The 17,471-nt window shown below is 54.7% G+C and carries 14 protein-coding genes; 2 read left to right on the forward strand and 12 right to left on the reverse strand.

The window, feature by feature from the left end; all coding sequences use genetic code 11:
- Positions 1-6: 6 nt before the first annotated feature.
- Together kduI and BQ7483_RS12035 are read left to right on the forward strand one after the other, a co-directional pair.
- Positions 7-927, forward strand: a complete 921-nt coding sequence (gene kduI / locus BQ7483_RS12030; RefSeq protein WP_072546041.1) for a 5-dehydro-4-deoxy-D-glucuronate isomerase — start codon at positions 7-9, stop codon at positions 925-927.
- A gap of 145 nt (positions 928-1,072) precedes the next feature.
- Positions 1,073-2,611: an MFS transporter gene (locus BQ7483_RS12035; RefSeq protein ID WP_072546042.1), complete on the forward strand. Its 1,539-nt coding sequence runs from the start codon at positions 1,073-1,075 to the stop codon at positions 2,609-2,611.
- A 244-nt stretch (positions 2,612-2,855) separates the two neighbouring features.
- Here the strand turns inward: BQ7483_RS12035 and BQ7483_RS12040 are convergent, their stop codons facing one another.
- From BQ7483_RS12040 to BQ7483_RS12100, 12 genes are all read right to left on the reverse strand, one after another.
- Positions 2,856-6,251: a DEAD/DEAH box helicase gene (locus BQ7483_RS12040; RefSeq protein ID WP_072546043.1), complete on the reverse strand. Its 3,396-nt coding sequence runs from the start codon at positions 6,249-6,251 to the stop codon at positions 2,856-2,858.
- Between the two features lie 327 nt (positions 6,252-6,578).
- The gene (gene tatC / locus BQ7483_RS12050) at positions 6,579-7,394 is read right to left on the reverse strand and encodes a twin-arginine translocase subunit TatC (protein WP_072546044.1); all 816 of its coding nucleotides are present in this window, start codon (positions 7,392-7,394) and stop codon (positions 6,579-6,581) included.
- A gap of 8 nt (positions 7,395-7,402) precedes the next feature.
- Complete coding sequence (gene tatA / locus BQ7483_RS12055; RefSeq protein ID WP_072546045.1) at positions 7,403-7,624, reverse strand: twin-arginine translocase TatA/TatE family subunit; 222 nt, start codon at positions 7,622-7,624, stop codon at positions 7,403-7,405.
- 95 nt (positions 7,625-7,719) lie between these two features.
- The gene (locus tag BQ7483_RS12060) at positions 7,720-10,287 is read right to left on the reverse strand and encodes a bifunctional UDP-N-acetylmuramoyl-tripeptide:D-alanyl-D-alanine ligase/alanine racemase (RefSeq protein WP_072546046.1); all 2,568 of its coding nucleotides are present in this window, start codon (positions 10,285-10,287) and stop codon (positions 7,720-7,722) included.
- A complete protein-coding gene (locus BQ7483_RS12065; protein WP_072546047.1) occupies positions 10,263-11,255 on the reverse strand; it encodes a GSCFA domain-containing protein in 993 nt (330 codons plus the stop codon). The genes BQ7483_RS12060 and BQ7483_RS12065 overlap by 25 nt, the downstream gene beginning before the upstream one ends.
- A 305-nt stretch (positions 11,256-11,560) precedes the next feature.
- A complete protein-coding gene (locus BQ7483_RS12070; protein WP_072546048.1) occupies positions 11,561-11,968 on the reverse strand; it encodes a DUF5675 family protein in 408 nt (135 codons plus the stop codon).
- A complete protein-coding gene (locus tag BQ7483_RS12075; RefSeq protein WP_072546049.1) occupies positions 11,934-14,261 on the reverse strand; it encodes a VirE protein in 2,328 nt (775 codons plus the stop codon). Before BQ7483_RS12075 ends, BQ7483_RS12070 begins: the two co-directional genes overlap by 35 nt.
- Before the next feature lie 82 nt (positions 14,262-14,343).
- Positions 14,344-14,733 carry a hypothetical protein gene (locus BQ7483_RS12080; RefSeq protein ID WP_139247645.1) on the reverse strand — a complete coding sequence of 130 codons (390 nt, stop codon included), beginning with the start codon at positions 14,731-14,733 and terminating at the stop codon, positions 14,344-14,346.
- Between the two features lie 144 nt (positions 14,734-14,877).
- Positions 14,878-15,156 (reverse strand): hypothetical protein, encoded by a 279-nt coding sequence (locus tag BQ7483_RS12085; protein ID WP_072546051.1) that lies wholly within the window; start codon positions 15,154-15,156, stop codon positions 14,878-14,880.
- 161 nt (positions 15,157-15,317) lie between these two features.
- A complete protein-coding gene (locus BQ7483_RS12090; RefSeq protein WP_072546052.1) occupies positions 15,318-15,803 on the reverse strand; it encodes a hypothetical protein in 486 nt (161 codons plus the stop codon).
- Between the two features lie 19 nt (positions 15,804-15,822).
- Complete coding sequence (locus BQ7483_RS12095; RefSeq protein WP_139247646.1) at positions 15,823-16,473, reverse strand: immunoglobulin domain-containing protein; 651 nt, start codon at positions 16,471-16,473, stop codon at positions 15,823-15,825.
- A complete protein-coding gene (locus BQ7483_RS12100; protein WP_072546054.1) occupies positions 16,421-17,401 on the reverse strand; it encodes a hypothetical protein in 981 nt (326 codons plus the stop codon). The genes BQ7483_RS12095 and BQ7483_RS12100 overlap by 53 nt, the downstream gene beginning before the upstream one ends.
- Positions 17,402-17,471: the final 70 nt, after the last annotated feature.

Here is a 17,471-nt window from a genome sequence, read left to right on the forward strand (position 1 = left end):
TCGAATATGAAAAAATTAGCAATTGCAATGATGTTAAGTGCAGCAGCCTTATCGGCCAATTCCCAAGTGAACTACAAAATGCAGGTAGCCTGCAACCCCCAAGATGTCAAGACGTACGACACCAATCGTCTGCGCAGCAGTTTCCTGATGGAAAAAGTAATGGTACCCGACGAAATCAACGTCACCTACTCCATGTACGACCGCTTCATCTTCGGCGGCGCCATGCCTGTACAGAAGGAACTGGTGCTCGAGACCATCGACCCGCTGAAAGCCAAATACTTCCTGGAAAGAAGAGAGCTGGGTGTCATCAACATCGGCGGTGAAGGCATCGTAACCGTAGACGGCAAGGAATATACCCTGAACTTCAAGGAAGCCCTCTACGTGGGAAGAGGCAAGCAGAAAGTGACCTTCAAGAGCAAGGACGCTTCCAACCCGGCCAAGTTCTACATCAACTCGGCTACAGCCCATAAGGAATACAAGACGCAGCTCATCACCATCGACGGCCGCAAGGGCTCGCTGAAGGCCAACTCCTTCCCCGCAGGCAAGATGGAAGAAAGCAACGACCGCGTCATCAACCAGCTGATTGTCAACAATGTGTTGGAAGAAGGTCCCTGCCAGTTGCAGATGGGTCTGACCGAACTGAAGCCGGGCAGCGTATGGAACACCATGCCGGCCCACACACACAGCCGCCGCATCGAAGCCTACTTCTACTTCAACGTACCGGCAGGCAACTCCATCTGCCACCTCATGGGTGAACCGCAGGAGAACCGCCTCATCTGGATGCAGAACGAACAGGCCGTCATGTCACCCGAATGGTCAATCCACGCCGCAGCCGGCACCAGCAACTACATGTTCATCTGGGGTATGGCCGGAGAAAATCTGGACTATGGCGACATGGACAAGATCACTTATCAGGAAATGAGATAACCCTCTCCTGACACTCTATAAACAAGCATGGGCTCCGGCTCATGCTTGTTTGTATCACTTTGTGCAAAGATTCAACCAATTTTTGCACAAAGACTTGTTTTCAGAACTGCTATTTTTGCACAAAATAAAAACTAAATCTATTATCATGAGTACATTCCAACAAGCTGTGGGCAAGATGACCAACTACCGCTGGACCATCTGCGCCATGTTATTTTTTGCAACAACGGTCAACTATCTGGACCGCCAGGTGCTGTCACTGACCTGGAAAGACTTCATCGCCCCCGAATTTCACTGGACGGACGCCCATTACGGTGACATTACCGCCATATTCTCCCTGGTTTATGCCATCGCCAACCTGTTTGCCGGCCGTTTCATCGACTGGATGGGCACCAAGAAAGGCTACCTCTGGGCCATCTTCATCTGGTCGCTCGGCGCCTGCCTCCATGCCGTCTGCGGCTGGGCCACCGAACACGTGGTAGGCATCCACGATGCAGCCGAAATGATTTCAGCCACCGGCGCGGTAGCCTCCACCATTGCCATCACGAGTGTCTACTTCTTCATCGCCGCACGTATCGTGCTGAGTATCGGTGAGGCAGGCAACTTCCCCGCCGCCATTAAAGTGACGGCTGAATACTTCCCCAAGAAAGACCGCGCTTTCGCAACTTCCATCTTCAATGCCGGCTCTACCATCGGAGCACTGGTAGCTCCTGTCAGCATCCCCTCGCTGGCCCGCTACTTCCAAGGCATCGGCATCGGCAACGGCTGGGAAATGGCCTTTATCGTCATCGGTGGATTGGGCTTCATCTGGATGGGGATGTGGGTATTCCTGTACAAGAAGCCCGAAGGCAATCCGCGTGTCAATGCTGCCGAGCTGGCTTACATCCATCAGGACAAACAGGTCGAAAAACAGGAAACTGCCGCTTCTCCGAAAGAAGAACGGAAAATGAGCCTTTGGGAATGTCTGAAGTACCCGCAGGCATGGGCCGTAGCCATAGGTAAGTTCATGACCGATGGTGTGTGGTGGTTCTTCCTCTTCTGGACTCCCGCCTATATCTCGGACGTCTATGGCTTCTCGTCCGACAGCGGGACAGCCCAGCTGCTGATATTCGTGCTCTATGCCATCACCATGTTGTCCATCTACGGCGGCAAGCTGCCTACCATCATCATCAACAAGACAGGCCTAAACCCATACGCTGCCCGCATGCGCGCCATGTTCATCTTCGCTCTGTTCCCGCTGCTGGCCCTGTTTGCACAGCCCTTGGGCGAATACTCCTACTGGTTCCCCATCATCATCATCGGTATAGCGGGTGCAGCCCATCAGTCCTGGTCGGCCAATATCTATTCAGTGGGCAGCGACATGTTCCCCAACAGTGCCGTGGCTACCATCATCGGCTTGGGAGGAATGGCGGGCGGTATCGGTTCCTACCTCATCAACAAAGGTTCGGGTATGCTGTTTACCTATGCTGCCGGTACGACCATGGTGGACGGACAGGAAGTGGAAATGACGAAAGCCCTGCTGGCCCAAGGCGCTGAATACGTCCAGCCGGCCATGCAGTTCATGGGATTCGAAGGCAAGCCGGCCGGTTACTTCATCATCTTCTGCATCTGCGCCGTCGCCTATCTCATCGGCTGGTGTATCATGAAGATACTGGTACCGAAGTACAAACCCATCGTACTCGACTAAGCAACGATCCTTGTCCCCCAATAAAAAAGAGGCTGCATCAGCAGAGGACGACAAAAAGACGTCCGACTCCTGATGCAGCCTCTTTGATTCATATGGATTAAAAAACATCCCCAAGAAGGGAAAGGGCAAAAAAAAGGGAAGTCTCACGACTTCCACAATTCTTCTAACCTTAAATCTAAATCTCTATGAAAAAAACGTGTCGCAAAAATAGTAAATATTCTTATAAGCCCATAACATTTCGGCTTTAATTTTTGCAAAAACGAAGCAAATCAGCATAGATTGGATTCAATTCCAACAATTCGGGCACTCCCACAATGAACATTTGTTTTCGGGCACGGGTGAGAGCCACGTTCAGTTTACGGTCGACCAGTACCCCATTGTCTTCGGTCAGATTAGCCAGGAACTTCAATTGATAGGGACGGTTCACACAAAAAGAATAAATGATGACATCGCGTTCACTGCCCTGAAAGCGCTCCACTGTATCGACCAGGATGTCGTCCAGCTCAGCGATTCCCAATGCTTCAATTTCTTTCCGAATGAGGGCAATCTGACTCCGATAGGGCGTAATGACCCCCAAGGTAGTTTGCGGAGAGAAATCGCCCAAAGCCGTGTATTGCCTGTAGACGGCATCCGCCAGACGGGCGACAATACAGGCTTCCGACTGATTCATTTTTACCGACTGGCTGGCAGGCCCTGCCACCGAAGGCAAAAAAGCCACCCGGCGGGTCAGCACAGATGCCAGCGGATGATGCTCCAAACCAGGCGCCAACGCCAGACACCCATGCTGGTGAGGCAGGCCAATCGGCTCCAGCAATCCACCATAGAAAGCCCGACTGGGAAACAAAGCCACCTCCTCGTTCATGCGCCCCTGACGGCAAAGCATGTCGTAAGCCGGCTCGAAAAGAAAGGCATCGCGTCCCTCAGCCTTATGATGGGCAGACAGGTGGCGGTACAGACGTTCGAACAAGGAGTCCTTCAGATTGTACACCCCCACGCTTCTCAATTCTTCATCACAGACCTCCGACTGGTCGGAAGGTTGCTGCACGACGGCAGGCAATTGTTTATGGTCGCCTATCAGGATAAATTTGTCGATGGCCTCCCGCCCCTCCTCACCACAAGTACAGAGAAGCCCCAGCAGTTGGGGTTCCAAAATCTGTGTGGCCTCGTCCACGATGGCTACATCGAAATGCTTCAGACGGAAAAGGTCCGGCTTGGCCGAAAGAGTGGCTACCGTCCCTACAAAGATCCGGCAACGGGCGATGCGCGCCTGTACTTCACGACGGTTGGCACACACTTCCAACACATTCTCTATCAGATGCGGACGATAGGCCTCCTCACAAGCCAGTTCGCTGCCGATGCGGATGTAGTCGACGGAAGGTCCGATGGCCGAAAGCGTCTTGCAGATTTCGTCTACCGCCCGATTGGTATAGGACATGAGCAAAATCTGCTTCCCCTCTCCGTAGAAAGCCTCTACCATGCCCCGCAAGGCACGTGAAGTTTTCCCCGTACCAGGAGGACCTATCAACAAAAAGACATCGCGGGCAGCCTTTGCCTTGAGAATAATACGTGCAAAATCATCGGGACAAGCCCGTATCGCCTCGTCAGACACCGCATCGAACGCGGGCGGACGCTGACCCAACAAAAGGTCACGCCGCCGCTTGGGTGCCGAAAGAAATGCCGAAAGCCCCTGATACATGCTGCGGAAAGAGGTATCCATAAAATCGTGCTCCACCGCATAGCGGCTGTCCATCGGCAACACTCCCGCATTCTGTTGCGAAGCACGCAGGCGCAGGCGGAGGGTCTGCTCGGATATGTATTCTATATTCCCCTTGAACACCATTTTATTGGCCACGTTGTCCTGTTCGGCGTTACGCTCGTAAAGGACGACAGCATCTCCCGCACGAAAATTGGCAGGCACCTCCTCCCTACCCGTCTTCCTCGCCAACTGTAGGTAGGGTTTATGGGCATCGGCGGCATGATTGTCCTGAATGGTCAGGTCGTAAAGGATTTCGCCCGCCTCGCACTTCTCGTCGAGCGTCGCCAGCCACAGAGAAGCGGCTCCCGTGCGGCTCAATCCCTCCACATCGCCCGACTTCGACGTATAAAGTTCCTTCGTGATGAAATTGTAGAGCGTATAGAAATATTTTTTTTCCAACGGCGACAGGGCAGACAACCGTTCAGACAGGTGCTGGATGGGCGGACACAGGTAATCCCGCCAAAATTTGCCATCCAGCTTGCGTTCGTTCAAGACATCGGGCCGCAAGTCTTTGAACTTGTTTGCTGTATACTCCATGCTGTTGCGCAACTGGACGGCATACTCGGCCTCGACAATGCGGTTGCGCACATTCATGACCCTGCGCACCATCGCCCACGAGGGGCGGGCCGGATAGAGCAGCGGATAACGTGTGTAAAGCAGGTAAGCCTTCACCCGACGGTGATCCATCCCCATGGAATACTCCAGTATGGCCTGGTAGAGCAACATCTGCACACGATTGTTTTCCTTGGGTTCTACCTTACCGCGGATGGCATATTCGTCGGCCTTGCCCGACTTCATCTCGATGAACGACGTCATGTCGCGCTGCATGTAGTCGAGGCGGCCCTGCAACCCCAACGCTTCACAAACGTACGAAGGCTCCAGCACGGCATCCTTTCGGTCGAGTCCATACCCAGGTGCAGGAAAGGTATCCTTCACCGTCCGACAGATATTGTCGAAATGCAGGCGGCAGTCGGCAAAGAACTGCCTTTCCTTCGCCGCATCACGCAACTCCGCACAAGCCGCCAACTCCAGCGGATAGGTGCGGAAAGCCTTCTTCATGCATGCCAAATAATCGGGCTCGTCCTCGGCATGAATCCATTCGTCCAGGAAAAGGTTAGCAATGTTACCCAGCAGCAACGGCCGCGTATTGTCCGATGGCTGAAGGCGGGCCAGGACGTAATTGGCGGGATGATGGCCATACTCCTTGAAACATTCGGCCAGCGAACTGATATCGATCAGGTAGTCGGGTTCGAGAATGATGAACGAAGGAGTCAGTATGCCCTCCTCGTCGACTACCACATCCAGCAGATTGACCTGCGCATGACGCCACAGCAAGGCACAGGTCTCGCTGAACTCATCGTTGACATCGGGCACGTTGTAGCGCACCTTGAGCCACTCGTCCGAAAGGGTGTCAAGAGGCTGTACATAGAGAAAGGTTTCGTCTGAATATTGGAAACACACACGCATGCGCTTCACCCGATGCCCCAAGGGCATCGCCACATACGTAGCGTCGGCTCGCGGAAGGAGCTGATAAAGTGAGGAAGGGATGTCCTCCTGCGTCAGGAGCCTGATGAAGAAAGCCAGCGTCTTCACATCGCGAAGCAAATCCTCGCGCAGGGGCACCTGTTCATGATTGAGTACGCGGTTGGAGGTCAAGCGGAAGGTGTGCAGACGGTTCTGCTCCCTGACAGAAAGGCCGACTTTCGCCGCGACGTAGCTGATGCGTGCGGAGAGGTCGGTCATCTGCAAACTGCCGTCTGCCATCTGTGCATGGCACAATTGCTCCAGCAGTTCACGTAATTGTCGATAAGACACTTCCAGGGGCACATCGTCCCTGCAAGCGTCCAGCAGTCGGTCGTAATATTCCTTCACTTCATTCTTCATGAAAGCAAAGATAATGCAAACCGAAAGGAATAAAAAATAAATAAGCGGTTTTACGCCTTTATTCCCCTAAACGGACGACCGAAATGGGTTCAATGCTCATTTCTTCTGATTTCTCGGCTTCTTGCTGGCTTCGCTCAGAGCTTCTTCCTTCTCGTAAGCGGGTACATGATGCTTATCTTTGGGTTTCTTTGGCTTTTTGTTTCCTGCGGCTCCCATAAGGCAATCCTCCATTTTTTAAGGGTTAAACAATCAAATTCAATTCTGCCTACCCCCAAGCAAAGAATATGCCAATCCTCCCCGTTGTCCGTTAAATTAGATAAAACCTGTCTATTCTTCCTTTTCTGCTTCCTCATCAGCAGGTTTGTCCTTGATCATCAGGATGCTCAACTCGTAAAGCAAATAGAGGGGGATGGATACGACGGCCAGCGTAAAGGGGTCGCCCGTAGGGGTAATGACCGCTGCCACAATGACGATCAGCACCACCGCATGACGGCGATACTTGCGCAACAACCGCTTGTGCACGATGCCCAGCAGGGACAACAACCACGTCACCAACGGCAATTCGAACGCCGCCCCCATGCAGAGTATCAGCATCATAAAGTTGTCGATGTAGGAGTTCAGCGAAATCTGGTTCTCGACAAGCGCGCTGAGCTGATAGGTGGAAAGGAAACGCAACGTCAGCGGATAGACCATGAAATAGCCCAGCAGGACACCCACAAAGAACATCACCGTCCCAATGCCCAACGCCTTGCGCACGCCACGCATTTCATTGGGATAGAGGGCAGGACTGACAAAACGCCATATTTCATAAAACAGGTAGGGAGCCGCCGTCACGACCGACATCCAGAAGGCGGTGGACATGTGGATCAGAAAAGGAGCCGCCAGATTGATGTTGACCAACTTTACATGAAACTCCTGCGTAAAGAACTCGTCCTTCAGGTGGAAATACTCTCCGATGGAGCGCAACAAGTGATAGAAGACGAAATCGTTGTTGCAGGGAGCCAACACTACCTTGTCGAACAGATAGGGCATGGCCGCAAAATAGACCACAGCCAACACGAACCACACGCAAAGCACCCTGATAAGCACCTTGCGCAGTTCGTCCAGATGTTCCCAAAAGGTCAGTTCCTTGCCGTCCGACATGCTTCAGGTCATTTCTTGTCCTTGTCGGCAGGTGCGTCGATGTCGTCCTTGGCCTTGTTGATTTCTTCCTTGGCTTCGTTCACGCCTTCCTTGAAACTCTTCACGCCTTTGCCCAGCCCTTTCATCAGTTCGGGTATCTTCTTGCCGCCGAAGAGCAGCAGGATAATCACTGCGATAATAATCCATTCCGAGCCGCTGGGCAAAAATCCCAATAAGAGTAAATTAGTCATGGTTATTTCTTTTACTTTTTATATGATTTGTGTGGGACAAAGATAATGTAAACCGCGAAAAATACAAAATTCATTGCCCAATTATCCAAGGACTGTCAGTCTTGAAAATACACCCGCTTGACACGCGTCGATACGCTCGTCAACACTTCGTAAGGAATGGTTTCGAGCACATCGGAGAGAACGGTCACAGGCAGATGGTCGCCAAAGATCTCCACCGGGTCGCCCTCCTTGCAATCGATGTCCGTCACATCTATCATACACACGTCCATGCAGATGTTGCCCACGTAGGGTGCCCGATGTCCGTTCACCAGGCAATAGGCATGCCCGTTGCCCAGACGGCGGTTGAGGCCGTCGGCATATCCGATGGGCAAGGCGGCGATGCGCGACGGGCGCTCCAGATGCCCCTTGCGGCTGTAGCCCACGGTATCTTCCTGCGGCACGTCGTGTATCTGCAGGATGGTTGTCTTCAGCGTGCTTACGTTGTGCAATATCGAGTTGTCTATCGGGTTGATGCCATACAGGCCGATGCCGAGCCGCACCATGTCGAACTGCGCGCCGGGGAAGCGTTCGATGCCCGCCGAGTTGCAGATGTGGCGCAATATCTTGTGCGGGAAGGCATCCTGCAGCACCTTGGCCGCCGCTTCGAACGTCTCGATCTGCCGCCGCGTAAAGCTGTCGAACACAGGCGAATCGCTCCCCACCAGGTGCGAGAAGACCGAACGCACCAGCACCGCATTCTGTCCGCGCAGGCGCTTGACCAGCTCCGGTATGTCCTCGGGCGCAAAGCCCAGGCGATGCATGCCCGTATCCAGCTTGATGTGGATGGGGAAATGCGTGATTCCTTCTTTCTCCGCCTCCTTTATGAGGGCTTCCAGCAGGTGGAAGCTGTACACTTCGGGCTCCAGCTGGTAGTCGAACATGGTCTTGAAGGCTGTCATTTCGGGGTTCATGATGAGGATGTTGGACGTGATGCCCGCCTTTCTCAAGTCCGAACCTTCATCGGCCACGGCCACGGCCAGATAATCCACGTGATGCTCCTGCAACGTCTTGGCTATCTCGTAAGAACCCGCCCCATAGGCCGAGGCCTTCACCATGCACACCATTTTCGTCTCGGGCTTCAACTTGCTGCGGTAGTAGTTCAGATTGGCCACCATCGCCCCGAGGTTCACTTCCAGGATGGTTTCGTGCACCTTCTTTTCAAGGGCCTCGCTCAGAGCGTCGAAGCCGAACTTGCGCGCCCCCTTGATGAGTATCAGCTCCTTCTCCAACGTCAGCTCCTTGCGGGCAATGGCCTGCAACAACGCCTTCGTATCGGGATAGAAAGACTTCTCGATGGAGAAGCAGTCGGCACAGGAAGAGATGTTCGGCCCCACGCCGATGATGCGCTCCACGCCGCGGCTGCTTGCCAGCTGGGCCACACGGCGATACAGCGTGGGGGCATTCTGCCCCGTCTCCAGGATGTCCGACAGGATGAGCGTACGCTTCAGCCCCTTGTCTTGCGAACGGCGGTACTGAAAGTCGAGGGCGATGTCCAGCGAGCCGAGGTCGCTGTTGTAGCTGTCGTTGATGAGCAGGCAGCCGTTCTTGCCTTCCTTCACCTCCAGGCGCATGGCCACCGGCTCCAGCCGTGCCATCCGCTCCGATATCTTCTGCGGCGGCAGCATCAGGTAGAGGCAGGCGGCCAGGCAGTTCAGGGAGTTTTCGATGGAGGCGTCGTCGATGAAGGGCAAGGTAAACTGGTTGTCCATATCCAGATAGCGGTAGGCTATCAGCGTACAGTTGTCCCCCTTCTCGACCTTCGAAATGAAGAGCGGCCGCTCGGGGTCCTTGCGGCTCCAGGCTATCTCACGGGCCGAGAGCAACGACTTGGCCACACAGTTGCAGATGAATTCGTCGTCGCCGTTGTATATCAGCACGTCGCAGTTCTTGAAGAACGTCAGCTTCTCCATGCACTTCTCCTGCAACGAGAAGAAGTTTTCCTGATGCGCCCCTCCGATGTTGGTCAGGATGCCGATGGTAGGCTTGATGATGGCCTCCAGCGCCCGCATTTCGCCCGGCTGGGAAATGCCTGCCTCAAAGATGGCCAGCTCGTCGTCTTCGCTCATCTGCCACACGGACAGGGGCACGCCGATCTGCGAGTTGTAGCTGCGCGGCGAGCGGACGATGCGCCGGTCGTCGCCCAACAGCTGGTGGAGCCACTCCTTCACCACCGTCTTGCCGTTGCTGCCCGTAATGCCCACTACAGGGATGCTGAACTGCGCCCTGTGCTGCTCGGCCAACTTCTGCAGGGCCTTCAGGGGCGAAGGAACAAGCAGGAAATTCAATGAAGAATGAAGAATGGAAGCCTTGCTTCCGAATGAAGAATTTTCATCCTTTACAGCCAATTCTTCATTCTTCATTCTTAATTCTTCATTCTTCATTCTTAATTCTTCATTTTTCTGGTACTCTTCCTCGCTCACCACAAAGCAGCGTACGCCCCGCTCGATGAGTTCAGGTATATAGTTGGCTCCCGTGTTGCGCTTGGCAGGGAGGGCGAAAAACAAAGTTTCCTCAGGAAAATTCAACGAACGGCTGTCGGTCAACAGCCAGTCGATGGTAGCCGGAGCCTCGCCGATGCGTCGGGCTCCGATCAGTTCTGCTATTTTTTCAATCGAATACGACATGTTGTTCTCTCTTTTTCGAAGTCTAAGTACGGGTATTTTTCGTTAAGTCGGTCTATTTTTAACAATATTTGTTCTAAAAAATTCTTATACGCTTCCGAGTCCGGACGGAAAGGTTTGTGCGCTAAGGCCTTACGGATGGCGTCACATTCGCCAATCACCCGCCGTGCCTCGTCCGTCAGACAGACGTCGCAGAAGCGCTCCCACACGTAGTCCACCGCCACGTCGGCCGGATGCACCATGTCGGCCGCATAGAAGCGGTAGTCGCGCAGCTCGTCCGTCAGCAGTTCGTAGGCGGGGAAGTAGCCCACGACATCGGGCAGAGCCTCCACCAGCGCGTCGGCTGCCAGCAGCAGAGTAGCCTTGCTCAGCTGGTTGGCATGCAGGCCGTCGCGGATGTGGCGGATGGGGCTCACGGTAACCAGCACCCGGAGGCGCGGATTGCGGGCCCTCAACGCGCCGATCAGGTCGAGCCAGTCGGCCGTCACCTCCTCCACCGTCAGTCGCCGGCGGCGGAAGCAACGCTCGGGCCGCTTGTGGCAGTTGCCCACGATGCGCCCCGTCTGCGCGTCCTCGTACACCCAGGCCGTTCCCCACGTCAGCACCAGCGCGTCCAGCCCTGCCAGCTCTGCCTGCAAAGCCTCCAGCCGCGCCCGGATGCGTGCCAGCGCCTCGCCGGCCGTCGGTGCGGAGAAGTCGCCGTGGTGCATCGGGCTGTGCCACAATCCGCCGTACGCGTACAGATCGCCCTCGGCATACACCTTCCCGTCCATCGCCTCGCGCAGGGCGGCCGAGAGGGAAAGCGGGTTATAGAGCACCCCGTAGGGGTTGACGTCGCAGGCAAACTTTGCCTCTACCAGCCTCGCGCCGATATTCGTGGCGAAGCAGGAGCCCATCAGCAGCAGGCGGTCGCGTTGCGAAAAGCGCGGCAACCCTTCGGGCATCTCAACGGAAGTATAAAATCGGTTCATAAGGACAAAGGTAAGAAAAAACTGATATAACGCGAATATAAGAATCAACATACAGGTTTAAATATCGGTGACAGAGCGATAAAAGCCTTCCACGCACGGCGCCCGATCAGGGCATTCAAAACGACGGCGCCCCGGTTTCCAGCGCCAGAAATGACAGCCATTTATCGCATGCCGAGAGTTTTTGAACGCCGCACTTTTTCATCGCCTATCAGCTGGCTATCAGCGCATTGCGTGTTGAAAAGTGCGGCGTGTTTATGTTTGTTAAATGCTCACGAGGCATCCTTTTCCAGCCCCTCGCGCCATCCTCATTTCACCGTGATCCACACACCCTCGCCGCGCTCTTTGGCTTCGACGATGCGCCGCTTCAGCAGGCGGACGTAGCGGGTGGAGTCGACCACATGGCCAGCCTTGCGGTTCTCGCCCGGGAGGATGCAGCCCGCCGTGTCCGCGGGCGTGTTGCCGGCATGGATGCGGATGCCCTCGAACAGGGGCACGTGGAGCAGCAGGGGCAGCCACCGGCAGAACTTGGGGCTCCAGGTGATGACCACCGGATAGCGCCCTTCGGGGATGGCCGTACGCCCCTTCACCTTGTGCTTCTTCTTCAGGTCGCGCCACGCAGGCTCCAGCGTGTCGCACACGTATGTTCCGTCTATCTCCAGGCGGCCTATGGTGTAGGTCTTACGCTTGGCGATTCTTGTCAATGTCATTTCCATCTCTTCTGAATTTTAATTTTTGGTAATTGTCATTTGTAACAATTGTAACGTAACGTCTATATTTCCATTGGCGTAGCATATTAGAAGTGCCTTTGGCATCCAATCCTTCCCACTGGCGAACCCGTACGGCATCCTCAAAGGAAAATTCATCGGGCAGCAGCTCCAGCAGATTACGCCGTCCGGGCACCTGCCTGCCCCTTCCCATCCCCTGCCGGTTGGCCTCCTCGATGTCCGCCCCGAAGAACTCCATCTTGCAGGCCAGGTCGTACTGGAGCGACCAGCGGATGAAGTCCTCGAAGGTCTTGTCCCACTGGCAGCCGTTGGCCACGAAGAGCACGCACGCCTTCAACCAGGCGATGACGTTGGCGCGGAAGGAGAGGTTTTCGTACACGCGGCTTTGCGAGAGGCGGGCGAACTCGGCACACTCCTCCTTCAACGTCTTGGCCAGTTTGTAGGCCTGCGGGCAATCTATCAAGCCCTGCGCCTTCACAAGGTTCTCGATGTAGGGGCGAAGCTCCTCGTCGAAGGCGGCATCATACGTGCCATAGACGGGCATGTCCGCGCCGATTTCGCGTTCGGGGATGGTGCAGAAGTTGATGCGGCTTATCGGCCCGTCCGTCAGCACGCGGCTGAAGTAGCGCTTGCCTTTCTGGATGGTGGTCGAGGCATTCCAGTTGAAGCGGATGGTCACCTTCTCCGTGACGCTCTGCACGCCCACGCGCGTCTGTCCGTAGCGGTTGCCGGGGTCGAAGGCCAGGCACATGATTTGGAATTGCTGGCCGCCCCGTCCGCTTCCACGCAAGGCATCGAACTGGTCAATCTCGTTCAGCTTCGTGTAGAGGAAGTGCCCGTCCGCCTCGGCCATGCGCATCACGAAGGCGGGGTTGGTCATGTCGGCGTCAATCTCTTGGATGATAAGCCCTTCGGGTCGTTGGCGTTTGTCCTTGTTGGCTCCCTTCGAGGTGACTTCGTTCTTCCATTCACGCTCGCGGCGCAGGTTGTCCTCGTCGCGGCGGCGGATGTCGGCCATGATGCGGTTGATAGGTTCGGAGATGCAGTCCTTGCCCGCGCCCGTGCCTGCCATAAGGACGTTCATCAAGGTGGCTTCGTGCTCCACGTTGTCAATATATCGGAATCGTACTTTGTGCAGATGCGCGGCCAGCGAAGGAAAGACGGCGTGCGCCACGGCGGGCTTGTAGACGTCGGGGGTGCGGCTGACCAGGAGCTTTATCAGGGCAGGCAAGCGCTTTGGTAATGAAGAATGAAGAATGTCGGCTTCGCCTCCGAATGAAGAATTTTCATCCTCCGCGGTCGATTCTTCATTCTTCATTCTTCGTTCTTCATTTTCAAGGGCCTCCCGCATCATCTTCGGCATGGAGTACCATTTCGCCGAGCAGGCGGAGTGTATCAGCCCCTTCATCTCCTCTTCGGAGAGGCCGTAGCGGGGCATCACTTGCAGGAGCAGCGCCTCGTCGTTGTCGGCAATGTAGCGCAGGTGCGAAGCCAGGCGGTGGAGCTTGTCGTTGCGCTCGCCCTGCACAGGTTCGCCACCCGCCAGGCGGAACCATTGTTGGATTATTTCTGAATAAGGAATGCCCTTAAATGTAGGGACGCACCACGGTGCGTCCGCTTTGGGCGCATTGGCGGCATCGTCCGTGTGGGGCGCATTGGCGGCATCATCGTTGGCATCGGACGCATCATCGGACGCACCATGGTGCGTCCCTACGGAGGGGTTGGCAGGGGGCAATTCTTCATTCTTCATTCTTAATTCTTCATTTCCAAACAGCCTCTCCTCGTCCACATACAGCGTATGGTCCTCGGGCACCATGTAGATGCAGCGGCTCACGTCCTTCAGCGCGCCGTCCGCCTGAAAGCCCACGTCGGCCGAGAAGCGCTTCTGCGCCTCCTGCGGCGTCATGCCGTCGGGCAGGACGATGAGCACGTGCGTGCCGCGCCTCACCGACTCTTCCACCAGCAGCACCTGCCACTTGCCCTCTTTCTGCAAGGCCAGCGACCGCTCCAGTATCTCGGCCGAATGACCCTTTTCGTCGAAGTCCAGCATCAGCCGCGGCAGGGGCTTCAGGGCGTCCGCCGCCGCGCGGTGGTTGTCTCGGAAGGCAGCGCAATGAGGTGTCCAGATGGGCAGCCGCCGTTTCAGTTTCTCGTCGCCCGCCTCGATGCGGCGACACATCTCCGCCAGCCAAGGCTCGCGGCGCATGGCCTCCCACTCCTGGCGGGTGGCCGGAAGGGCGGGAGCACCATGCCCCCGTCCGATACAAGTAAAAATGTTCATGTTTTTCTAATTGATAATTGATAATTGAGAATGGATAATCATTGCTTCATTCTCCATTTTCCATTTTCCATTCTCCATTGTTTCACCATCTCGTCTCCAGTTTGCGGCTGGCATAGTAGGCGTCGATGCGCCGCCCCTCCAGGGCGCGCAGGGCGCGGATGTCGTCGGAGGTCAGCGAGGGTCGGAAGCTCCATTTCTCGATGATCTGGCCGCGCTGGGTCATCATCACCCGGCAATGCTCTGTGGCAAAGAGGTCGATGTAACGTGGTCCTGTCCCCATGTTGTAGGGGCTTACGCGTGTGCGTCCGTCCTCCTCCACCGTGATGCGTCCCTTGTAGGAGGCCCGTCCGTCGGGCGTGATGGGTGCTTTCTCCACTTCCCAGGCGCAGGGATAAATGTTGATGTTGCCGTTGGCCAGGAAGGCCGTCTGTGTGTCCATACGGACGTCTTGTAAAAAATATTCCTTCTTCATCTTACTGAATGTTTTGGAGGGGAAGAAGCGAGAAACGCGGCCGCATTGCTCTCCAGGAGATTCCTTCACCTCGCTCCACTCAGTTAGTAAATTGAGAATTGAGAATTAAAATTCTTCATTCATCATTCTTCATTCTTCATTTTATTAGTTCTTCATTTTAATAAGTTCCACCGCCAGAATGTCCTGAAACATCTGTCCGTTGTATTCGCGTGTCTGGAAGCGGAGGACGGCATACACCAGCTCGCCCGCATAAAACTTGCACGAGGCCAGCTGCCCCAGCATGGCTGCCACGTACGTGTCCTCGTACTTGCCGCCCACCTCCTGCAACACGATGTTGCACTTCATCACCTGTCCGTTTTCGGCCTTCTGGCTCTGCACCGCGAAGGGTTCGCCCTGCATCACTACTTTCATAATTCGTTTCATCTTCTAAAATTTTTAATTAAACAAAAACTCCTGCAACCATCTGTTTTTCCGATGATTGCAGGAGCAAAATTAGGGGATAAAAAAGCCCCTGCCGAGAAAAAGCCCGGCAGGGGATAGTTTGAGGGAATAAGGGAAAGTTCAGGGGATGGTTGAGGGGCAGTTTACCGTTCTTCTTCCAGCGACTCCATCAGTTTCATGGCCGTCACAATCTGTTTGCGCGGAGCACCCTGGGCAGACGAAAGGCAACTCTTCCATTGTGTCACCTTGGTGGTTTCCAGCATGGCGGGCACACCAGCTTTCTTCAACGAATCATAGTTCACAGCGGGTCTGACTTCTTTCATCCCCAAGTCTTCCATGGCTCTGCAAAAAGCTTTCATTTCTTTTGGATAACCTCTCAGCTCACTGAATACCCGATACACCGCATACCATTGCGTCTGTGTGGTGAAAATGCGATTACCGTCCACATCCGTAGCAGCAAGCAGCCGCTCCAGCACGTTCTTGTCTCTCTGTTCGCTATCCGCCAACGGCCTTTTTTGCGGCTCGTGTGCATGCACGTGCTTCTGTCCCACAAATTCTGTACCGATAAACGTCCCTCCCGTGATGACCGCACCACCTTCGGTGTTGATTTCAATTTTGTTGTCACACATACTCCGATCTGTTTTTCAATTAGTTGAATTCCGTTTCTGAAAAGCTGCCTCCCATGATGGCTGGTCCTCCGCCTGTATTGATAATATTTTTTATAACCGGCATCATACCACGGCCAGGTTCCTCCTTGCAAACAGCCGCCTCCAGCACCTCATGGATTTCATCGGTCAAATATGAATCTCCACTCCAGTAGCGGTTCATTCGCGTCCGAAGCCCATCTTCGCCCATACGGCAAACCAGCGTACCGATCCACTGTTGCCATGAAGCGATTTCCGACTGCCGGGCATGATTGTCCAACTCCATCATCAGCCCCATCGCCAGAGTACGGCATGCAGCCGCATCCACCAGCGCCAGGCATACAATGAGCGTCATCATCACTCCTTGCACGTACATTTCCATTTCGTCATCGGGCACATCAATGCCCGCGCCACGGATTTCATAAGCCAGCATGTCCCATGTCGTCTGGCACAAGTAATGTTTCCGGTCGGGGGTCTCCTTCATGCCATCCAACACGTCGGATAGCTCCAGCAGCACTTCTTCGGGAGTCAGACGCAACACATGCGCACGGCTTGCACAGTGACGGGCGACGTCCGCCACCAGCCTGTATAGCATATCACCATCAAACCACTCTCTTATACTTTCTCTTTCTTTTACGTTCAATCTGCGTTGCATCGTTATAATCTTTTGTATATTCGCGTACATCGTCCAGCCAACTCACCAGCGCATAGGCCGGTTCGTCGTCGGCACTGCTTCCAATGACACATTGCCCGTTGACAAAGTGGTTCAAGGGCTCTTCCTCAATGTCGAACGTTGCCAGTTGGCAATCGCCGTTACGGAAGGCTTTCCCATGTTTGAAGTGAACGACTATCTGATAGCCATTGTTGCAACAGAGTCCCACCATCTGCGCCAAGTCCTCCTGTGTGCGATCCAGTTTCAGTGTACCTTGGCTTGTCGCATCCAGTTGATACTGGCTCTTCGCCGCACCCATCAGCCGGGAGAGGTTGTTCAGGTATTTCAGGAGTTCTATCATTGGAGCAGGCGCATCAATGGGTCCCGACTTTTGCAGGTCGGAAAACTCGAACACGACTCGCGTGATGCATTCATCTTTGCGGCGCATCCGATACTCTACCGCCTCCCAAAAATCCATGACGAGCATCTTGGCCCGAATTTCGATAGTCAGCCCCGCATCGGCCAGCTGGGCATGGAGCGATTCTTGCAGGATGTCACGTACCTTGTCCGGTTCTCCGTCAAAGGCTCCCGACTGTTCGATGGCCATCTGCCCCACACCGGGTCGATTGTCTATCAACACGTGGCAATACGGATTCGACTCCAATTTGTGTTCCTTGTAGTCTTGCACCAGCGTGAGGTGCTTCACGTTGCACACACGCATCAACGTCACTCCGCCCCGCGTCTTCAGTACCGCATTTGGATAGAGAGTCGGTTCGCCCGTCTTGGCCGATGTATGGAAAAGGTTGAGTTGCTTAACAGAAAGCAGTTTGTCCAGATAGTCCTGTCCGATTGTCCCGTTCATATTTTCCTGCTTGAAAAGCGACTGTTCGCCCGTCTTCACAAGCTCGTATTTGTAAATTGTGAATTTCATATTCTTTTCACCTGTTTTGTTTTCATTGCAGATTGTCTACGCCTCTGGCAGCGCACGTCTTTGTCCGTGC

Origin of the sequence: Mediterranea massiliensis, assembly GCF_900128475.1 — a bacterium.
Lineage (GTDB): Bacteria > Bacteroidota > Bacteroidia > Bacteroidales > Bacteroidaceae > Bacteroides > Bacteroides massiliensis_E.

Coding starts and splice junctions, on each gene's coding strand:
- kduI (WP_072546041.1), top strand. CDS start 7: ATGAAAAAATTAGCAATTGCAATGATGTTAAGTGCAGCAGCCTTATCG.
- BQ7483_RS12035 (WP_072546042.1), top strand. CDS start 1,073: ATGAGTACATTCCAACAAGCTGTGGGCAAGATGACCAACTACCGCTGG.
- BQ7483_RS12040 (WP_072546043.1), bottom strand. CDS start 6,251: ATGAAGAATGAAGTGAAGGAATATTACGACCGACTGCTGGACGCTTGC.
- tatC (WP_072546044.1), bottom strand. CDS start 7,394: ATGTCGGACGGCAAGGAACTGACCTTTTGGGAACATCTGGACGAACTG.
- tatA (WP_072546045.1), bottom strand. CDS start 7,624: ATGACTAATTTACTCTTATTGGGATTTTTGCCCAGCGGCTCGGAATGG.
- BQ7483_RS12060 (WP_072546046.1), bottom strand. CDS start 10,287: ATGTCGTATTCGATTGAAAAAATAGCAGAACTGATCGGAGCCCGACGC.
- BQ7483_RS12065 (WP_072546047.1), bottom strand. CDS start 11,255: ATGAACCGATTTTATACTTCCGTTGAGATGCCCGAAGGGTTGCCGCGC.
- BQ7483_RS12070 (WP_072546048.1), bottom strand. CDS start 11,968: ATGGAAATGACATTGACAAGAATCGCCAAGCGTAAGACCTACACCATA.
- BQ7483_RS12075 (WP_072546049.1), bottom strand. CDS start 14,261: ATGAACATTTTTACTTGTATCGGACGGGGGCATGGTGCTCCCGCCCTT.
- BQ7483_RS12080 (WP_139247645.1), bottom strand. CDS start 14,733: ATGAAGAAGGAATATTTTTTACAAGACGTCCGTATGGACACACAGACG.
- BQ7483_RS12085 (WP_072546051.1), bottom strand. CDS start 15,156: ATGAAACGAATTATGAAAGTAGTGATGCAGGGCGAACCCTTCGCGGTG.
- BQ7483_RS12090 (WP_072546052.1), bottom strand. CDS start 15,803: ATGTGTGACAACAAAATTGAAATCAACACCGAAGGTGGTGCGGTCATC.
- BQ7483_RS12095 (WP_139247646.1), bottom strand. CDS start 16,473: ATGCAACGCAGATTGAACGTAAAAGAAAGAGAAAGTATAAGAGAGTGG.
- BQ7483_RS12100 (WP_072546054.1), bottom strand. CDS start 17,401: ATGAAATTCACAATTTACAAATACGAGCTTGTGAAGACGGGCGAACAG.